Annotated in this window: 15 protein-coding genes and 1 tRNA gene; 4 read left to right on the top strand and 12 right to left on the bottom strand. The window is 51.9% G+C overall.

Annotated features, from left to right (window positions below):
• Nucleotides 1-2 precede the first annotated feature (2 nt).
• Nucleotides 3-1,034: a 4-phosphoerythronate dehydrogenase gene (locus HRU79_06200; GenBank protein ID QOJ26261.1), complete on the top strand. Its 1,032-nt coding sequence runs from the start codon at nucleotides 3-5 to the stop codon at nucleotides 1,032-1,034.
• Here HRU79_06200 and rfbC read toward each other — a convergent pair.
• From rfbC to HRU79_06170, 6 genes are all read right to left on the bottom strand, one after another.
• Nucleotides 1,024-1,557: a dTDP-4-dehydrorhamnose 3,5-epimerase gene (rfbC, locus tag HRU79_06195; GenBank protein QOJ26260.1), complete on the bottom strand. Its 534-nt coding sequence runs from the start codon at nucleotides 1,555-1,557 to the stop codon at nucleotides 1,024-1,026. The two genes, HRU79_06200 and rfbC, sit on opposite strands and share 11 nt — an antisense overlap.
• 13 nt (nucleotides 1,558-1,570) lie before the next feature.
• Nucleotides 1,571-2,980, bottom strand: coding sequence for a phosphoglucomutase/phosphomannomutase family protein (locus tag HRU79_06190; GenBank protein QOJ26259.1), 1,410 nt, complete (start codon nucleotides 2,978-2,980; stop codon nucleotides 1,571-1,573).
• Between the two features lie 88 nt (nucleotides 2,981-3,068).
• Nucleotides 3,069-4,346 carry a phosphopyruvate hydratase gene (gene eno / locus HRU79_06185; GenBank protein QOJ26258.1) on the bottom strand — a complete coding sequence of 426 codons (1,278 nt, stop codon included), beginning with the start codon at nucleotides 4,344-4,346 and terminating at the stop codon, nucleotides 3,069-3,071.
• A 43-nt stretch (nucleotides 4,347-4,389) separates the two neighbouring features.
• Nucleotides 4,390-4,692: a 4a-hydroxytetrahydrobiopterin dehydratase gene (locus HRU79_06180; GenBank protein QOJ26257.1), complete on the bottom strand. Its 303-nt coding sequence runs from the start codon at nucleotides 4,690-4,692 to the stop codon at nucleotides 4,390-4,392.
• 34 nt (nucleotides 4,693-4,726) lie between these two features.
• Nucleotides 4,727-5,050 (bottom strand): thioredoxin, encoded by a 324-nt coding sequence (gene trxA / locus HRU79_06175; protein ID QOJ26256.1) that lies wholly within the window; start codon nucleotides 5,048-5,050, stop codon nucleotides 4,727-4,729.
• Between the two features lie 142 nt (nucleotides 5,051-5,192).
• The gene (locus HRU79_06170) at nucleotides 5,193-5,810 is read right to left on the bottom strand and encodes a dephospho-CoA kinase (GenBank protein QOJ26255.1); all 618 of its coding nucleotides are present in this window, start codon (nucleotides 5,808-5,810) and stop codon (nucleotides 5,193-5,195) included.
• Between the two features lie 172 nt (nucleotides 5,811-5,982).
• Between HRU79_06170 and HRU79_06165 the strand changes: the two genes are divergently transcribed.
• Nucleotides 5,983-6,057: transfer RNA gene (locus HRU79_06165), tRNA-Glu, on the top strand.
• A gap of 168 nt (nucleotides 6,058-6,225) precedes the next feature.
• Complete coding sequence (locus tag HRU79_06160) at nucleotides 6,226-7,656, top strand: hypothetical protein (GenBank protein ID QOJ26254.1); 1,431 nt, start codon at nucleotides 6,226-6,228, stop codon at nucleotides 7,654-7,656.
• A 260-nt stretch (nucleotides 7,657-7,916) separates the two neighbouring features.
• On the opposite strand, the gene HRU79_06155 is transcribed toward HRU79_06160, so the two are convergent.
• Complete coding sequence (locus HRU79_06155; GenBank protein QOJ26253.1) at nucleotides 7,917-9,197, bottom strand: ATP-binding protein; 1,281 nt, start codon at nucleotides 9,195-9,197, stop codon at nucleotides 7,917-7,919.
• A 141-nt stretch (nucleotides 9,198-9,338) separates the two neighbouring features.
• On the opposite strand from HRU79_06155, the gene HRU79_06150 reads away from it, so the two are divergent.
• Nucleotides 9,339-9,587 (top strand): hypothetical protein, encoded by a 249-nt coding sequence (locus tag HRU79_06150; protein QOJ26252.1) that lies wholly within the window; start codon nucleotides 9,339-9,341, stop codon nucleotides 9,585-9,587.
• Between the two features lie 175 nt (nucleotides 9,588-9,762).
• Here HRU79_06150 and HRU79_06145 read toward each other — a convergent pair whose 3' ends face one another.
• From HRU79_06145 to HRU79_06125, 5 genes are all read right to left on the bottom strand, one after another.
• A complete protein-coding gene (locus HRU79_06145; GenBank protein QOJ26251.1) occupies nucleotides 9,763-10,956 on the bottom strand; it encodes an SIR2 family protein in 1,194 nt (397 codons plus the stop codon).
• A 244-nt stretch (nucleotides 10,957-11,200) separates the two neighbouring features.
• Nucleotides 11,201-13,051: an exo-alpha-sialidase gene (locus HRU79_06140; protein QOJ26250.1), complete on the bottom strand. Its 1,851-nt coding sequence runs from the start codon at nucleotides 13,049-13,051 to the stop codon at nucleotides 11,201-11,203.
• Between the two features lie 36 nt (nucleotides 13,052-13,087).
• A complete protein-coding gene (locus tag HRU79_06135; protein ID QOJ26249.1) occupies nucleotides 13,088-18,034 on the bottom strand; it encodes a T9SS type A sorting domain-containing protein in 4,947 nt (1,648 codons plus the stop codon).
• On the bottom strand, nucleotides 17,994-18,881 hold the full coding sequence (locus tag HRU79_06130; protein ID QOJ27285.1) for an IS3 family transposase: 888 nt from the start codon (nucleotides 18,879-18,881) through the stop codon (nucleotides 17,994-17,996). The genes HRU79_06135 and HRU79_06130 overlap by 41 nt, the downstream gene beginning before the upstream one ends.
• Entirely contained in the window at nucleotides 18,878-19,168 is a 291-nt protein-coding gene (locus tag HRU79_06125; GenBank protein QOJ26248.1) for a transposase, read from the bottom strand. Before HRU79_06125 ends, HRU79_06130 begins: the two co-directional genes overlap by 4 nt.
• Between the last annotated feature and the right edge of the window lie 6 nt (nucleotides 19,169-19,174).

Below are 19,174 nucleotides of genomic sequence, written 5' to 3'. Positions count from 1 at the left end.
TAATGATTCTTGCTGATGAACTAATCCCACTTTCAACCAACGTGGATTTCCCGTTGGAGACACTGAGACGGTTCCATGGACGAACCCTGGCGCGTGCTGATATTTTGGACTGCGGTGCTACTGCTCTTTTTGTAAGGTCAACGACCCGCGTTAATAAAGATCTGTTGGCCGGAACGAACGTCAAATTCGTAGGCTCGGCTACTGCAGGTATCGATCATATTGATGTTGATTACCTCGCTCGTAATGGCATTGGTTTCGCTCACGCCCCGGCATCCAATGCATGGGCTGTTGCTGAGTACACATTGGCATGGATTTCCATACTTGCTCCTGATCCGGGTAGCCTTGTCTGCCTTGTTGGTCATGGCAACGTGGGTGTACGTGTAGAAGCAGCGCTTAGGGAGCTTGGATATCGCATACGTATTTACGATCCGCCGTTGTATGGTGAAAGCGCTGGTACGCTGACCGATATAGTGGAAGCTGCAGACGTACTTACGCTGCATGTTCCCTTCACCCATGACACTGCATATCCAACCGCTGGTATGCTTTCTGACAGATTGCTCCGGAGTATGAAACCGGGATCACTGCTGATCAATACGGCACGTGGCGGGATTGTTGATGATGATGCACTTGCTACACTATGCAGGAATCAGAGAATTCGTGCAGTTCTTGATGTTTTCCAAACTGAACCCGACCTACCCATGTCGGTTGTTGAAAGTGTGCGGTATTGTACACCGCATATTGCCGGCTACAGTATCCAGGCAAAGCTTGGTGCCGCCAGTGCGTTGGTTAAAGCTTACTCCGAATGGAATCAACACGGCACTGCAACCATACCTCCTGTCGGCCGAATCGTTCAACCCGTGGGTGCCGGGTGTGTTGGAACCAACATTTCACGACTTCGTACTGTACAAGCAGAAGCCGAATACTTTTTTGGTAGATACAGCGAACAACCCGACAGGAAAACATTCGACGAGCTGCGCCAACAATACAAACTCTGCAACGAAGTTCTCTCAACCCGTTTTGTTGTTAAAACGTAATTTCTGAGAACAAAGGGGCTGTAGCATCTTTTGTGCTCAGAATAGGGTTTTGTGCCGGCCATGGTATGTTCAGTTGCGGATCTAACGGGTTGATGGCAACTTCTGTATTGGGGTCATACCCGGCAGTGCATTTATAGCAAACAACCGTACCCTCATGCAGTGCGCAGAAGCCATTAGCAAACCCCGGCGGGATCCACACAATATGAGGCTTGTCAGCATCAAGTGTAACGGAAGCCCACTTACCAAATGTATCGGATTCCGGACGCACATCCAGCTCGACAAGGAAGACGGAGCCCCTTACCACTGACAATAATTTCCCCTGGTTTGGCTGGGTGTGTAGACCGCGAATAACATGCTTTTTGCTTGTGGACAGATTTTCCTGGGCAAAAAGTACAGGGATATGTAACTCACTAAGTTCTATACTTCGAAACAATTCGGTAAAGAAGCCCCGATCATCTGTAAATACATCGGTACGAAATACAAGAACACCATTGAGTAACGTTGTTGTAAGGTGTAGTGGCATAATGCTACGCAGCCTATGATACGCCCATTTGCAGTCCTTCGGTTAGTAACTCATCTACCTTGGCCAGCGATGATGCCTCAGCATAAAACCGTAGGAGCGGCTCTGTTCCAGAAGCACGAATAAGTAGCCACGCTCCTCCGTCAACCGTAAACTTATAACCATCACGATCATCAATCTGAAGAACATTATAGCGACCAATTTTCAACGGACGTTTTGAACAGGCATTCAAAACAGCCTTTTTATGAGCCTCCGTAACCCGAACATCGCGGCGTCGATAGCGATGAGGTCCAAACGCGGTATCCAGTTCGTCACACAGTTCCTTCAGCGTTTTTTTTCGCTTTGCCAGCATCTCCAGGATGAGCAGGCCATTAAAAATACCGTCGCGCTCGGGTATATGCATAATGGTACCCAGGCCGCCGCTTTCTTCACCACCGATTAAGACCTTACGCTCATTCATGAGCTTGGCAACATGTTTAAACCCTACTGGTGTTTCGATCAAATCAAGATGGTGGCGCTCACAAAATCTATTCACCATCGAAGTGAGAGATACAGTTTTTACGACTGCGCCCCGCTTCTTTTTATCGGTGTACAGATAGTCCATTATTAGCATAAACACCCGGTGCGGATCTACATAATTACCGTTACCGTCAACCAATCCCAGCCTGTCGGCATCACCATCAGTAGCAAGGCCTACATCGGCTTTCTTGTTTTTAACTGTCCGCATCAGAGGTTGCAAACATTCGGCAATCGGTTCCGGGTGATCTACTTCGCCGAAGCCTGGATTATGCCAGCCGTGAATTTCGAATACATCCGGTAGAATTTTGTGCATAAAATTAATACCGGCACCGTGCATTGGATCGTAAACTATTTTGAGTCCACTTTTTTTAATTGCCTCGATATCGATCTTTTTAAACAGATACTTGGCGTATGCATCAGCCGCATCGAACAGCCGTATGATCTTGGCATCTACAGCCGCATCGTATGCAGGTACCTTCATCTTAGGGGCTTTGCCATCAAGGGCAGCCAGTTCTTTTTCAACCCGTGCAATTTGTTCTGGGATTGCAGGGCCGCCAAAGCCTGCTTTTAGCTTAAAACCACTGTATTCAGGCGGATTATGGCTAGCCGTGATAACAATTCCAAGTTGAGCCTTTTTAGCCTTTGTGTGAAAGCTCACCTGTGGAGTTGAGCTTATTGCATTTGACAAGTGTACCGTAATCCCATACCCGGCGATAACGCATGCCGCTGTTTCGGCAAACTGGCGGGAAAGGAAGCGGGTATCGTAGCCGATAACAACGCTTGCGCCCTCGCGTTGAAGAGTTCTAACGTACCGGGCTGTTGCATGGGCAACCAGTTCCACGTTATCAAATGTGAAGTCACGAGCTATTAAGCCCCGCCATCCGTCGGTACCAAATGAAATTGCCATACTATCTCCCAAGCAGGATAAAAACGTTGCCGGTGCTGCACAGCAACACCGGAACTGCAAAATACACTTCTTGAATTATAAGCAGGCCTCAGGCCAGGGTGGCATCGCCGGCAAACTCTGCATCGGCACCCAGCAATTCTTCAATTCGGAGGAGCTGGTTATACTTTGCTACCCTATCACTGCGGCATGGAGCCCCTGTTTTAATTTGTCCGGAACTCAGTGCAACGGCCAAATCGGCAATAAAGGAGTCTTCGGTCTCGCCGGACCGATGGCTAATGATGGTGCTGTAGCCATAGCGTTGTGCCAGGTTTACCGTATTAATTGTTTCGGTAAGTGTACCAATCTGGTTTACTTTCACCAGAATACTGTTTGCCACGCCCTCGGCAATGCCTCGTTCCAAATATTCGGAATTTGTGACAAACAGATCATCACCAACAATTTGAATTTCATCACCGATCTTATCGGTAAGTACTTTCCAGCCTGTCCAGTCTTCTTCGCCCAGACCATCTTCGATGGAGACAATCGGGTATTTTGCAGCCAGCCCGGCATACCACTCAGTAAGTTCAGCCGCCGTCTTCCTTTGTTTAGAGCTTTTATACAACTCGTATGTACCGTTCCGCCACATCTCGCTGGCAGCAATATCAAGCGCAAGTACAATATCATCGTTCGGTTTGTAGCCGGCTGCTTCGATAGCCTGCATTATCTTGTCGAGCGCTTCTTCATTACTCTTCAGCGAAGGAGCAAATCCGCCCTCATCGCCAATACCTGTGGAGAGGCCCTCTTTTTTGAGTACGCCTTTGAGTGCGTGATATACCTCTGTCCCCATCTGAAGTGCATGTGAGAACGTATCCGCACCAATTGGCATAATCATGAATTCCTGAATATCAACATTATTATCAGCATGTGCACCGCCATTCAAGATATTCATCATTGGTGTTGGGAGTAGGTTCGCCTTGGCACCCCCCAGGTAAGCATAAAGTGGCAGACCGTGAAAATCGGCTGCCGCCCGGGCAACTGCCAGAGAAACGCCAAGCATAGCGTTTGCGCCCAGCTTGCTCTTGGTTTCGGTTCCATCCAGGTCAATGAGCACTCTATCTATTTGACGCTGATCGGTGGCATCCATTCCTATCAGGATATCGGCGATCTGCGACTCTACGTTTTCAACCGCAGCAAGAGTGCCTTTTCCTCCATAGCGCCCGGCATCGCCGTCGCGTAGCTCTATGGCTTCGTGCTCACCTGTGCTGGCGCCCGACGGAACTGCAGCACGCCCAAACGAGCCGTCCTCCAAAAACACATCTACCTCTACAGTAGGATTGCCACGTGAATCAAGAATCTCTCGCGCACTGATTGCTTCGATAACTGACATAACCATACTCCAATGTAATGTAAATGCTTAGAAGTTGTCGATATTAAACGATGTTAAATTTCAATGCGTCGATTGCTTTTGCAAGCCGTATATCAGCCATTGTAATCCCGCCCTGATCATGCGTGCTCAGTGTAATCCGAACCTTATTCCATCCGTACAACAGTATATCCGGATGATGATCTGCCTTTTCGGCCAGCAGGGCTACAGCGTTAACAAGGCCCATTGCAGCGGCAAAGTCGGATGCCGGCATCTCACGAACAATAGTGGCGCCTTCAAGGCGCCACATTGGAATGTCTTTTAGATGTTCGCTCAACTCGTTACCTGGCAACAGCGTTGGCCGAGTCATGTTAAAATCCAAGTTATTGAAAGGGGCTGGGGCATCAGCTCAGTTGAGCATTCAGCTTATCGGTTATAAAGTTTTTGGGAACAGCGCCCACGATGGTATCAACCACGCGACCGCCCTTAAATACGAGCAGGGTTGGAATACTGCGGATGCCATACTCCATTGCCACCTTGGGATTATTGTCAACATCGACCTTTGCAATTGTGGCACGACCTTCATATTCGCCGGCGAGATCGTCAATTATTGGTGCAATAGCTCTGCACGGACCACACCAGGCGGCCCAGAAATCAACTAAAACAACGTTACCTGCATTAATGGTGCTATTAAAATCAGCGTCGGTAAGATGGACTGGATGTGCCATACGGCTAAACCTTTGTAAAACGTAAAACTTGTTAGTGCGAAACTAATGAATTAGATGTGAAGCAGTGAAGACGAACAGAGATTGATTTAAGTGAGTACATCAGACTCGTACCGGTACATTGGCTTAGGTTATTGCTGTTTGATCACTGCCTGTCAGGAAGGGCCTGAATAATCACTGCCAGTTTTTTTGCAGCGGCTTCCAGCTCGTCCAGCGTCCCGCTGTTCTCAATAACGAAGTCGGCCCGCATACACTTTTCCTTCATCGGCATTTGCTGTTTAATTCGTTGCCTCACCTGCTCTTCGGTTAGTCCGGAGCGCTGCATCACCCGGCGAATGCATTCCTGTACTGAGGCGTTTACCACAACTACATAGTCAAAACCATCTTCCAGACCCACCTCGTAAATCAGCGCACTATCCACAACCACTGTGCCTGAGCCCCTTTCATCCAACTCGTGTATTTGTTTCATGTGATACTCAAGTACGTGCGGATGTATGATTTTTTCAAGTTCTCTCAGACGCGTACTACTCTCGGCGTCAGAACCAAATACCCGTTCAGCAACCAGTCGGCTATTCAGTCCATCTGACGTTAGGACGTCTTCGCCCAGCAATGCCGCAATTGCACTACGTACCCCCGGGTTTGACCCGGTAACAGTCTTAGCCGTTGAGTCGGAACTCAACACCTCCCAACCCAGGCTCCTGAACACCTGGGCTACCGATGATTTTCCGGTACCAATCCCACCGGTAAGTCCAATAAGCTTCATATTTGTTTGATGTTTACAAAAAAAACCAAAAGAGTGCTGCCAGTACCCGTTTTTTGCTTCGTTCTGCTAAAATCGTATTTATTATCCAATTAATCTGCCATTTAATTCCGGGTTGTCCCACAAGGAATACACGAGCGCATTAAAAAAAGCCGTATCTTTGATGCTCTTTTATGCACCGTTCGTCTAGGGGTTAGGACACCGCCCTTTCAAGGCGGCAGCACGGGTTCAAATCCCGTACGGTGTACCATCCAGAGCCTCGTCATTTGACGGGGCTTTGCTGTTTTTACCCGCACTTACCATTCCATGCGGGTTGTGGACATACACTTCACAGAATCGTCTTCGGTTTTTTACAGAGATGGCGTCTTACAGTGGTCGGGTTTGGCACCCCGTTTGGCACACCTATCACTGGACACATATGCCCAAGGTCAAGAATCAACGATTCCACGTAGGATCGGGAGACGATACGATCCACATCACTTTCCCCTTCAAAACGAAGAAGGGCTCACAGAACGGCTCTTTCAGGTGCTACGCTACCTGCCGTAGATGGGTGACGAGCAAGAATCCGGACGGCCGTGTCAGGCACGCCACAGGGATCATTATGCCCGTGGAATATTGGGACAATGGCAAGAACGACATCAGGGGTACGTACAGGAACCGCGAAGCTGTCCGGTCACGATTGAACACGATCGTGGACCGCATCCGCAACGCTTACATGGCCGCAGAATCCAACCGCGTCGGAAGGACAGTAGATGCTCTACTCAGCGAGAAGGATGTCATCTCACTCATCGATGGAAAAACGAATATCTTACATCACGGGAAACTGCCTCTCTTCGTCCGCCACAAGGACAAGGAAGACACATACAAATTCGGTGGGCTACTTGGCGAGTTCATGAGGAACTACGTTTCCAATGATGGTCGCAAACTCGCGGAGATGGAGAGCCACTACAAGAACTACCAGACCTTAGCGTACAATCTGGAGTTGTTCTTGGATCGTTACTACCCGTTTGGATTCACCATCGATAGGATCGAGGAAGAGCTCCCCAAATTCTCGAAGAGTTGGTTCAGGTATTTGATTCACGACAAGGATGATGCGGGAAGTTCTATCGACAACGTCACAAAACGGCTTCGTCAAGTACTCAAGTGGGCTGGAGAACAGAAGTACATTACTCCTGTGAGCACCAAACCTCTCGGCTTCAGCTACACGAAGTATCCTTTGACAGCTCTTCCAGAGGAGATCCTGAGCAAGTTCTACAACCATCGGTTCTTACCAACGGAAGGAAGACTTGAACGTGTGCGAGATGCGTTCGTACTGATGTGTTTGACAGCTCTCCGATTCGAGAACTTCTGGCACATTGATGAAGCAGTCATTACCGACGATGCTATTCACATCGAAACCATGAAGGATCGCGGCAGCGTCACTATTCCACTCTTCCCCGCAACACGAGAACTTCTTGCCAAATACCCCGCAGGTCTGAAAAGCATCGAGATCGCGAATCAAAATTTCAACAACTATGTGAAGGAGGCGGCTGAATCTGCGGGCCTAACTTCGGAAGTAGTTGTCCGACAGTATCGCGGTGATAGAACTGTTCAGCACAGACATCGTCTCTGCGACGTTATGGCATCGCACACAGGAAGGCGAACGCTCGTGAGTATATGTCGTGCAAGAGGAATTCCAGACGAGATCATCATGAAGATCACCGGCCACAAGAATCTGGCACAACTCAGGACGTACACCAGCATCCCGGACATTGAAGTGCTCTATGCGTTCGGAAAGGAACGTGATGAATCCTCGTCCTTCCGGGACCCTATGTTCACGCTATCCGGGCAGTGGCGGAAGGCAGCGTAGAACGTCTTACTTCCATGTGGAGTCCTCATCACCCAATTACTCGTCTTCCCGGATGGTCGTCCTACCGAGAGCTACTCGTGCGCTCGGCCGTCCGGGAATTCTACGAAATCCACAATCCAGATCACTACCCAGACTGGCGGACGTTCCTGCGTACTCTTCGGGTGTATGTGGAGGACGTTGTGGAGTATAGGACAGGTTGTCGTCCCCGGCTTCTCTTGAAGGTCCTAGAAACCATGCTCTAGTTGCTTCCACTGAAGTGCTCAACGCCGACCGTTCCGTAGATCGAAGTTTCCCGCTTCATCATAGTACCAGCAGCGATCAAGGCCGAAAGCGTTCCAAAGGAGATCGAAAATCGGACGAAAAGCCTTCGGCCATGACTCCGGCTTCTGCTGAAGAACGATGTGTGGTATGTGGAGATCATTCTGCCGAACTTTCTTCGGTCGCCGTACTTCTGTTGACAGAACAGTCTCCGGATGGAGGTTCAATGACAGAGAGACAACAAGAGGATAGGGATTCACTTTTGATTCGATCATCTCCATATACCGGGGTACTGCTCGGAGAATTTGCTCAACCAATCTTTCATGGCGGAGGAGATTATCCAACCCCCAGTGATGGGTAACAGCCTCGATCCTACCGTCGCGGAATACCTGAGTAGATGAATAGCTCGAACCGTCCTCATTACCATCAATATAGGAGGCGTTGAGATAGCCATCAAGGTTGTATCGGGTATGCCAACCACCCGTCATCCACAGAGGAGTAAACTTCTGTAATCCATCTTCTGAAAAGGAAGAAATGATGTCCGATCCTAGCTCAGGATTCATGGGTAGTAAGTGAAGAACAGTAGTACCGTCTACGAATGTTGGTCGCAGCATCTCATACCGCTCCTGTGTGAATTTTCTTATCCGATCAACAGCACTTTCCGAATTCACTATTGCCCTGCGAATCTCGTGCATGTCCATGTTCTGCCTCCCTGCGGATACACGTACAGGAAACTTGAAACCATCATTGGTCTGAACTGCATGTGGCGTCTGCGTACTAGGTGGTATCCGTACGACGAGTACATGTCCTACGGGTTCATCCACTCCGACTCCGAAACCTGTACCGTCTGCGTTACTACGCCCGGGACCTGAGCCTTTCCCGCTTCCTGTACCGTCTCCATTGCCCGTTCCATCATCGGAGCTGCTGAATACCTCATGAGCAGGAACCCCACGGAGGCCCGCGTAAACCCTTGGATGTATCCTTGTAAGCATACTTCCTTCGAGCCTTCGAATCAGGGCGTCAATGTTTTCGGCGATCGGCACAACTTCTGACGCCGTTCCACCCTGGTCAGCCCCATCCGCCTCCGCATTAATTCCGTAAACGAGATAGCCACCGCCAGCATTCGCGAAGGCGGCAACGGTCAGAAGGAACCGAGTCATCTCCGTGTCTGAAGAATTGGGTGGTTGACGCTTGAATTCCAAGTGCCGGGACTCGGGTGCACGGTCCTGTATCAATGCTTGGATGTCTTCCGACGTGACATCCGTCAGTGGTTTTGGCCACATGTCTCTATCCTCCTAGGGTCATCATCGTCCACAAACACTATGCAACGGAACATAGCTCCTTGCGGGAGAATGTAGTGTCTTACCTACATGTACAGACACCCAATAACTCGCGTCCGCGGATGGCTTCAAGGTAAAGAAGCCATGATCCTCGAAGCCGTGAAGGCTTTTGTCCGCCTCAATGACATCGATGATTATCCACAGGCATACGAGTACCTTCGAGGTCTCCGGACGTTTGTCCGGGATGTGGTCGAACTCCAGACGGATCACCGACCCAGAGTCACCCTGAAGGAACTCATCGCCATCCTACGGAAGATGGGGGTTGCGGACGATTCAACGGACTTCCGTCGTTTCAAGATGTGTTGTTACATGTACAACGATGGAGGTCTCTGATGTGGATAGTTCCGGTCGTCTTTGTTCTGTGCGTCATGGTCGAGGAGTGGTTTCGGTCCTTGTGGATTATTCGACGGCGTGAGTGTACATCCTCAAGTACCTCATCAATTGCAATTCCTTCTATGGTTCAGTAGAGTGTACCCGAGATACCTTTTCCGGTATTCGAGAATATTGGCTAGTCGAAGAGCCATTCTGACAATGCTGCGTCAGTGACTTCGCCTAATGGATCTTCAATAGCCACCATTCGACCCTCTTGCTTCCATTCTGTGAGTCGTGATTGAATGGCCCCTTTCGCTACATTCAAAGTATTTGTGAAGCATGGATCGATCACTAGCATTCTGTTCTCGCATCTACTCATCCAGTGTATGAGCCGGAAGTTGATCCCTTCATCACTGAATCCGTATCCAGCAACGATGAGGTGTTGGCACATGCGCATTCCTCGGTTAGCAGCTTCAGCTAAATCCAATGCCCAACCTTGATTGTAAGCCAGAAGTTTGTTTGTCTTTCCGGACAGAAGAAGGTTGTTATCGTCACGAAGTCGATGAATACCTCCTACCCCGTCAAGATTTGGGTAAGCTGTGATCCGTCCAACGATTTTCCCTAGGAAGAGTGGGAACGGTTCATTGCCGTATACCCACGACCAGTTCTCAGAGCCGTGAAGCTTGTAAAGAGATACTGCTCCGCTCGTCAAAAACTTGTGCTCATCTGCCTCCCACCGAACAACCTGACCACCAAATTCAGGAGTACATCCAAACCCATCGTAGTAGACTATAGCTTGTTCTTTGAGTGCTTCTTCAACGAGCACGTCGAAGTTGGTCGTCAACAGATGTAATCGGGTCACAATCTCTTGTTTGAGCAAGTCAAGAACCACTTGAAGATTGTGAGCAGGGAAACCATCAGGTGCCGTATACCACGCTGACCCGCCGACCCCTGTTTTCACGACGCAGTTGATAAGGTCCAAAAGTTCTCTGCACTTACTTTTGAGTTCCAGTCTATCCAAAGGCTTCCAATCTGTTCCCAAACGCCTGCACAGATGGTAGACCGTAGGTTCCAGTGCATTGTTATCATACTCATGATCTATGTGCTGTCGAATCTGGTCCGCGATGGAGTATACTTCCTCGAATGTCATCGGATCGGTGCTTAGCAAAACTACAGCCTCGAACAGCCGTTTCAGTTCTGCAAGAGACCCTCGTGAGTGATGATCGTGGGTGTAACTAACGGGTTGCTCCGTTGCCTTTCTAAATGGACGATTCGCGGCCGAGTCGCCAACCCAAGAATCAAACGCATCGATCAACTCTTTGGTTATGCAACGTGTCGAAGGCATCTGAGGTAGAGAAGCTCCAGCACCGAGAAGAACCGCTAGTTCCATGATTGCTCCACTCTGAAGAGAGGGTCCGACACGTTCGTATCGAACCCTCTGATTCAACAATAACCGCAGTCACTACTTCAATAACCGGGCACTACTTCACGATCGTGAAGCCCCCCGACATCCTCACCATGCCCCCTACAACCGCTTCTGAACGGATTCTGGCGACGTAGACACCTCCACTCCAGAGGCCATAGACTTCCACAGCCTCTGCGAAGCTTACAGGCCATCATAACGCCCTGTTCTACTATTGCGGTCGCAGCACCCGTAGAACGTGTACAGCTTTCCCTGTGGAAATCATGATGAGTACCATCTTCTGATGATCTTCGCAGTCCACCACTGCCTCGTTCCCAGAAATCCTCACGTCAGCCTCCAGTCGCCTTCCGAGGATGTCGAAGACCGTGATGGACGAAGGAGTAGGTCCGAATCCAGTCCATCGGACGTGGATGTTTCCATCGTTATCTGGATAGGCAGAGTACCTTCCGTTCTCACTGTCACCGCTCTCCTCGATCGCTGTCGTGGTAATGCTCACTTCGTTCGACCAGACGTCGCATCCGAAGGGCGACTTCGCCATGACCTTGTACTTACCCGGCTTGGGTTTGAAGATCACGCTGTCAGCATTCGCACCCACAATCCTATGGGGCATCAGGGTATCGTTGTAGTACCACATGAACGGGCCCTCAGGATAGGTACACGTGAGTATCGTATCCAGATAGAACCGCCCCAGTGCGACCACCGGCTTGGTGACGGTCATCACTGAGTCCGAGAACCACTGACGTCCTGTAATGCTGTCGTCGACCATCATGGTAAAGTGCATGGGGCGTGTCGTGTCGACAGCTTCGATGACGATGGTCGAAAGACGTTTGTTGGGTGTGATGGTATACGAGAGCCTCGCGTTCACGGAACGTGACGGGTCCAGTATCACGGTATCGAGATGGTGGCCACCGACGACGTACTCGACGCCTGTGCAGGTATAGAGCCGATCGAGTCGTGAGACCGGTCTCGGAGCACGACGAGGCACATAGACATTTGAGCCATGTGGGTGAATATTGCCATCTAAGTCATAGAAGTGATCGTACAATCTTCCACGTGTGTAGATCATCGTATCGCCTTCAGGAGGGATAGAGTCGACAGGAATATCCCTGCTTACCGCCCGTTGAACGGTATCCTCAGGGCCAAGTGCTAGAGTCGCGAACGCACCAGTAAACCAACATTCCGTACTATCCATGATCCCATTGATGCCGAAACTTTGAAGGAACCTACCGGAAGTCCATACATGTTCCTTCCTATGCCAGTACATTGTTCTCGGGATTGGTTGGTAATTGTGTCCACCGTCTGGATAATAGCCGAACCGATCGTCCACAGCAACGGTGTCACGAATGATAACGCATCCGGTGAGGGTACTCATCGAGTCTTCTTTGCCAAACGTTCCTTGGTCATACCCTTTCAGTGTCTGGGACCACGACCGCCCATGGTTGAAGCTCATCTGGATCGAACCGGGTGAGCTTCCCGATCCGACGGTATGCGTAACCAGCAAACCATCAGTTGGCAGGACATAGTATCCTTCCCGCAGGTCGGAGTATCGCAGCCAGATGAATGTTTTGCCGTTGTCAAGGCTCACGTGGAGTTCTCCACCCAGCTTCCAGTAGAGTAGGCCCCTGTGGTCACGGAAGAGCATCCCGATGACTTCTCCTACACTCAATACTGGCGTCGCTTGAGTCGTATCGAAGGTTGCTTGCCATGTTCTCCCATTATCAGTACTTGTCAGAAAACCGTAGAGCCAACTGTTATGTGCGGTGAGCAACACCCCTCCGCGCAGACGAACGATGCCGGAGTACGCATAGGTCGGGGCACCAACATCCTCGACAACCCAAGTCTTGCCTCCGTCCCATGACCGGGTCAGTACAGGACGATCACAATGGTCGGATTCATAGTACCCCGGTGGAAACGTCGGACAGTTGATGTATCCTCCGACGAATGACCCATCGTTGCAGGGCACCATTCCCCGTGCACCTTTGAGGTACAGGGAATCCAGATGGACCGAATCCTCTCCGGCAGCCCTCGCCACATGAGCGGCGAAGGCTACCAAAAGGATCAAAATGATGCGTGAATTGGACATGTCCAGAAATATCGCCTATCGTACGACAGAGATGATGGCTGTTCCAACGGACGTGCCATCACCGACTTCCACAAGATAGGTACCATTCGGCAGGTCCGTATCAGTAATGACGATTTCCGAACCAAAGGTTACATCGCTCCTCCAGAGACGAAGGAGTTCAGCACCCATCATGTCGAGAAGACGCACGGTCACATCACGCATACGTTTCCCTTCGTAGCGTACCGTGAGATGGTCACGGCTCGGATTGGGATAGACGACGAATAGCACGTCTCCCACTCCCGAGCGTACCACTTCCCGAATTGGCTCCTTGTTCATCCCAGTAGGTCGTTTGGCGTGTTCTGTTTCCAACGTAACCAGAGCGTTGAGGGTATCGGTCGACTGCACGAGCGTCAGCGACGTGTCAGCCATGATGGCGAGCCGCGTACTCAGCAGGTCGACGTTCACGGAATCGTATCCAGCGAACATCCCTGCCCGGGCCGTGTCGAGCCAGAACTGTGCCTCGTCGTAGCGTTCATTTCGGGAAAGGAGTTCGACCCGTCCGATGACGGCCTTCTCCCGCAGGACGAGCGGGGCTCCGGTGTTCAGACCCAGAGTCTGCAAGGTACCCAAGAGGACGGCAGTCACCGAGTCGGCCTTCGGGTGGACCTGTGCAGACTGCACAGCATTGTCGATAGATTCCATGCGGATAGCAACATCCAGACCGGCATTCGCAAGCCACGAAGTCGACACCGTGAAGATTTCCTTGGCATAGTTCGTGTCGATGCCATCCCACGACGGTACGACGATACCGAACTTCTTCACGTTCAGGGGATGCAGAAGTTCGAGGTTGTAGTTCGGCGTGAAGGCATCCGGGTCCGGTACCGGTAATATCACACATTCGAACTCTCCGGCACGTTCACGAACGGTCGCTTCACACTGCGCTCCATAGGGATGCTCGCCATTCTGGAGGTCATTACCCTGTGGAACGATATTGGCATTGTGACGGATATTCGCCAGTAGAGCAACGCCGAAGTCGTTCGTCGTCACGACGACGTTCGCCACGTTGTTGGATTTCTGTAGCTGGAACTGCTGGTTCGCGCTGAAAACGTTCTTGCCACATTCCAACTGGACGACGCCCGCATCTCCAAGGTAGATGTCCGACCGTTCAAGACCAACAAAGTACGGGTTTGAACCACCGCTAACCGGTCCATCGAACTCGTTCCGTCCATTGACGAGAGCCTTTCCACGGTCGTTCTGGTTCGGCGCAAGGAAGGCGAAGCGGTCACGGGCTTGCAGGACTCCGCGCACGGCATGGAGGCCACTGCCGTAGTTCTCCAGCTCGTTGTTCCGACATTCGGCATTGCCCCCCAGCGACTGGAGGTATCCCGAGCCGATGAAGTCCACCTGTACGCCACTACCGAAGAGTGTGTTGGTTGTGGACGTCATTGTTCCACCGAAGGTGTTGTCGAAGACCTGATTGTTGCCCGCTGTTGCCCGAACACCCTGCACACAGCCACTGAAGGTGTTGTTGCAGATCGTGGCCGATCCACAGGCGATGCCATCGGCATGACCGCCGAAAATGTTGCCTGAGAAGTGCCCCGTAACGTTTTCTGCGTTGACTCCTGTATGGAGGAAGGCGAAGGTGCTGCCCGTCATCGTGATCTTCGACAGCGACGTGACCTTCAAACCTGAAACCGGATAGTCGCCGCCGAGACTTTCAAGAATGCTCTGAACAAGCCCACGATAGTTCGTGCTCGTGATTTTGCCTCCTGCGTCGTGGAATTTGCAGCCCTCCACAGTGAGGTATCGAATGAGGTTAAGACCTTGCTGGTAGATGGCTCCCGGAACACCGACACTCGTCTGCCGGGCCTTCTGGAACAGACGACTATCCTTGCTGACACTTACAAGGAACAGAGGCTTTGACCGGAAGGCTGCTTCCATCCCTGCCGCTACATAAACGCTGCGGTCAGCCTTGAACGTGCAGCTTTTCATTTTCCCTGCCTGCAAGACACCACCCACCCGTGCAAGGACAGGCATGTTCTTGATCGTCGTATATACGTTGGTGAACTCTGCATCCTGCGCATGGAAGTATGCCATGAGGACCTGATCCAGTGGCTGCGTACCCGGTGTGTTCGTGTTGTATACCCACTTGTCCGGTTCTACGATGAGACGTACGAAGTTCTTCCGTGTCAGAGCCGAACACGAGCCACTCGATTCGTTCGTGGCCTTGAACCGTGCGAGGTTTCCGGGAGCACCTTCTCCGCTGAACTTTCCACGGATTGTATTCTCGTCGTCGAAGAACTGTACCGTAGCACCCGCCTTCGCGATGAGCGAACCATTGGATTGTACCGTCAGTGCTCCCACTTTCAGCGTGGCCGACGTACCGACTTCGAGTTTGCTGCCACTCTGGACTTCCACCGGCGCGTCCAGCCGGACCGTTGCGCTTCCCGCTACCACGAGTCCGTTCGAGGACTTGAGGATCAGAGCAGGCGTTGTCGAAGAGGGATTCACGCGTTTGATGAAGGCTTTGTCCGCCAAGGAAACCTTGCCTCCTGTCTCGACCGTTACCTTATGAATCCAGACACTCGGGAAGGCTTCACCCTCGGCATCGTTGACCGTGAACTGCGCGTCGTCGTTCACTTGCACTTCCGCATCGATGACGGCTTCTTCAACCTTCGACTCGATCGTGAGTTTGCCCCCCGGTGTGGCTCCGTTCTTCTGTTCGAGGACGATCCTGTTGGCCAGTTTCGTCGTCTCCTTGTCGAGGATACGTGCTCCATGCTTGAGCTTGAGTTCCGCACCGGCCTTGACAATGATCTTGGCACCGTCATAGAGGTAGACCGTGGCTCCCGGCTGGAGCGTGAGGGTCCCAGAGGAGACGACGATGTCGCCACTGCCACGGAGCCATGTGGTATCGTGCAGTTCGCTGCTGCCCGTGGTCTTGAGGGCTGTGCCTGCTGCCGTCCGCTTTATCCGTAAGTCGGAGGCACGGACGAGTCCTTCCAAGTCGACGTTCTCCACCCATCCTGTGGCCAGTATTCTCCCCGTGGAAGAGGTCGCGATCTTCTTGAAGTTGCTCGACAGGCTCGTGGTGAGGATACCATCGACGACCAGCGTCTGGCTCGTCCCTACCGAAAGATCAACATCCACGAGTGTCTTGCCGTTGTTGTTCATGTAGGCTGGTTCACCCGTGTAGGCGACTCCACCAGCGTCGAGGACCTTCGTCGTGGCATCCTTGAACTTGCCGAGATGGAGATAGGTCGTGCCACTGAGGGCATGTCCTTTCGCCCAGTCGAGGTCGTCGGAGCCCGAATACTGGTACTTCACGTTCTCCTGACCGGCACCGTTCGTTCCGGGTATGGAGTGCGCAACGCAACGGAAGGCATTAATACGTCCGAAGCCGAACCGTGGAGCCCAGTACCGGTGGAGCGCGTCGTTCGTCTGGTCGATGTAGCCGGTCTTGAGTTTGCCCGATCCATCGAGCAGATAGCTGTACTGCTCGGCGAATGCCCTGTTCGGTACCTTGAACACGCGATATTCCGGAGATGTGCTATTAGGCACAACGGTCGAATATGCGTCGTTGCCCGGACCGGATTCACTGGCCATCGATTGTGCAGCCGTATGACCGGGTTGCAAATCCAGAATCTTGTCGGCAGTGAACGTGACGATGTCATACACTCTCCGTTGTACATCCAGACCGGTCTTGCCCAAACGGTCGTGCACCGAATTCATGAGGCCAACAATAGCAGCGGCCTGCGGAACGGCGCGGGAATTTCCTGCACAGTACTCTTCGTACTTCGAGGTCGAGCCGTCCAGCAGTAGTCCAAGGTAGTTGGCTGGAACGACGACATCGATATAGGCAAGGGTTTTGTCGCCTGCGCGGGTACTCTGCGTACTCGCTGTCGAGAATTTGCCCAGACCGAGACACATCGGCTGGTTGAAGTCCCACTCCGGCCCGTATCCGAAGGAATTGAAGATTGGGCAGTCCTGAAGGCCACCACGTACCAGCGAGTGCGAGTACTGCTCGACGGCCAAAATCTTGACATCCTTTTGCGGGTCGGTCGCATGGGTCAGAACCAAGCCACCCAACGGGCTGAAGTCAGGATCGTTGTAGTCGACATCAATACCACTGAGAATATAGGGCGCGGTTGTGACCGGTTCGTATGACACCTTGTTCTCTCCGTTCGGTCCACTGGAGATGACGGCGATGCCGTTCTCCATCGCCTCCCGGTAGGTTCCTGTCGTACCACTCGGAAGTATATAGGCGCAGGACATGACATGAGGAAGTTGTATTCCTGATGTGGCCGAAACGTCAAGTTTGGCGTACCGATTATCGTCTTGATTGTGCGTCTGGAATACTCGTACACCGGGTGCGAACCCTACCAGACCGAGAGTATTCTCTTCGGCTGCAATCACGCCGAGATTGGCAAAGCCATGGTTCTGGTGTGCAGGGATGATCTTCGTCGTGCCATCCCACGTCTGCGGTACTCCTGCCGATTTGAATCCCGGGAAGAGATAGTTCCCGCCGTTGGCAACCTTATGCAGGTCCCGATGTTCTACGACGTCCGTAAGACCGAACTGGGTATTCTGGTCATCGACGCCCACGTAGACCTGATTGCTTCCCTTGGTGATCTCCCATGCCATGGGAATCTTCGTCAAGTGCAGGTTGTACTGATACCCCAGAAGCGTATACCGCCGTTCGTTGTTCGGTGTCGTCGACGTACCGGCGATCTGCGTCATCGACTGGACTTGTTTGAAGGCCGGATCGTTGGAAGATGAGAGATACCGTACAGCCCGCGAGACAAGGTCGGAGGAAGCGACACTGTCCATCGCTGCGAAATACGACAGGACCGTGTCCACGCGAATGTACTTGCCGAAGGACACGCGGAAATACTTGGCATAGTATTCCGAGGACTGGAGTGGTCCCATAAAAATGGACACATTAGGGTAGGTGTTTTTGGTTACGAAAGTAGTTGTTTTCAAAGTCAACGGGGGTTGTATATCCAAGTGTTGAATGCAGTCGTCTGCGATTATAAATGTTCTCGATGTAGTGTGCTGCCTGACGCTTCAGGTGCTCGAGATCGACGAAGTTGATGTCGTTGAATTCTTCGGTCTTGAGCGTGGCAAAAAAGGATTCTACTGGTGCGTTGTCCCAGCAGTTTCCCTTGCGGCTCATGCTCTGCGTTGCTTTACAGTAGTCAGTCAGAAACTGGCGATAGCCTGCCGCAGCATACTGCGAACCGCGATCACTATGAATGAGCATGCCGGTGGCATAAGAACGGTTCTTCCAGGCCTTCCAGAGTGCCGTGATGGTGAGCTGTTGCGTGATCGTCTCTGACAGATGCCAGCCAATGATGCGACGCGAGAACAAATCCATCACCACCGCCAAGTACACATAGCCAGCGTTGGTCTGTACATAGGTGATGTCGGCAGCCCAGACGGTGTTCGGTTTCGTGACGGTAAAGTTGCGATTGAGCCGATTGTCGGCCACCGGGTGCTGATGTTGCGAGTCGGTAGTTTGCACCAACGCACGCCTGGGCGTGCGCTTGACACGGATGCCGTCTTCCCGCATCAGCCGGCGCATTTTGTGACGGCCTGCCACAAGGTTGCCTCGCCGCAGTTCCTTGTACATCCGGCGGCTGCCGAAGGTATGGTTGGACTTCTCATCAATCTCGCGCATGGCACGCACCAGCTTGCGCTCATCGTCACTAAGCTGAGGTTCAGGTCGCTTTAACCAGGCATAGTAGCCGCTGGCACTCACCTGCAGCACATGGCACTGCAGGCGCACCGGCCAACAGTGCCGGTGGTTGTTGATAAACATGTATTTCAGTCCCTTCCCGGCGGAGCGGCAAAGATCGACATCGCTTTTTTTAAAATGGCCAGTTCCATTTCTGCACGCTCAGCGCGCTTACGCAAGGCTCGTACTTCGGCGGCAAGCTCGTCAGGTGTCTTCTGCCCGGCAGCTGCTGCAGCTCCAAGCGTACGCTTCCAGTACGATAGTCGCTTGACGTCGATGCCAAGCTCACGGGCCACCGAGGCCAGCGTACGTCCCGCAGCTACCATCTCCAGGGCGCGACGTTTAAATGCTTCATCATAAATGCGAGGTGGATGTTTCATTGCTCT

This window comes from Ignavibacteria bacterium, assembly GCA_015709655.1.
Classification (GTDB): Bacteria; Bacteroidota; Ignavibacteria; order Kapaibacteriales; family Kapaibacteriaceae; genus OLB6.
Note: the sequence above shows the minus strand (reverse complement) of the source record. Positions and strands in the feature narration are given on the sequence as shown.

Excerpts from the sequence above, each read along its gene's own strand:
- HRU79_06155 (QOJ26253.1), bottom strand. The coding sequence starts at position 9,197 with ATGTGGCCAAAACCACTGACGGATGTCACGTCGGAAGACATCCAAGCA.
- eno (QOJ26258.1), bottom strand. The coding sequence starts at position 4,346 with ATGTCAGTTATCGAAGCAATCAGTGCGCGAGAGATTCTTGATTCACGT.
- HRU79_06200 (QOJ26261.1), top strand. The coding sequence starts at position 3 with ATGATTCTTGCTGATGAACTAATCCCACTTTCAACCAACGTGGATTTC.
- HRU79_06170 (QOJ26255.1), bottom strand. The coding sequence starts at position 5,810 with ATGAAGCTTATTGGACTTACCGGTGGGATTGGTACCGGAAAATCATCG.
- HRU79_06145 (QOJ26251.1), bottom strand. The coding sequence starts at position 10,956 with ATGGAACTAGCGGTTCTTCTCGGTGCTGGAGCTTCTCTACCTCAGATG.
- HRU79_06190 (QOJ26259.1), bottom strand. The coding sequence starts at position 2,980 with ATGGCAATTTCATTTGGTACCGACGGATGGCGGGGCTTAATAGCTCGT.
- HRU79_06160 (QOJ26254.1), top strand. The coding sequence starts at position 6,226 with ATGCCCAAGGTCAAGAATCAACGATTCCACGTAGGATCGGGAGACGAT.
- HRU79_06125 (QOJ26248.1), bottom strand. The coding sequence starts at position 19,168 with ATGAAACATCCACCTCGCATTTATGATGAAGCATTTAAACGTCGCGCC.
- HRU79_06180 (QOJ26257.1), bottom strand. The coding sequence starts at position 4,692 with ATGACTCGGCCAACGCTGTTGCCAGGTAACGAGTTGAGCGAACATCTA.
- rfbC (QOJ26260.1), bottom strand. The coding sequence starts at position 1,557 with ATGCCACTACACCTTACAACAACGTTACTCAATGGTGTTCTTGTATTT.
- HRU79_06150 (QOJ26252.1), top strand. The coding sequence starts at position 9,339 with ATGATCCTCGAAGCCGTGAAGGCTTTTGTCCGCCTCAATGACATCGAT.
- trxA (QOJ26256.1), bottom strand. The coding sequence starts at position 5,050 with ATGGCACATCCAGTCCATCTTACCGACGCTGATTTTAATAGCACCATT.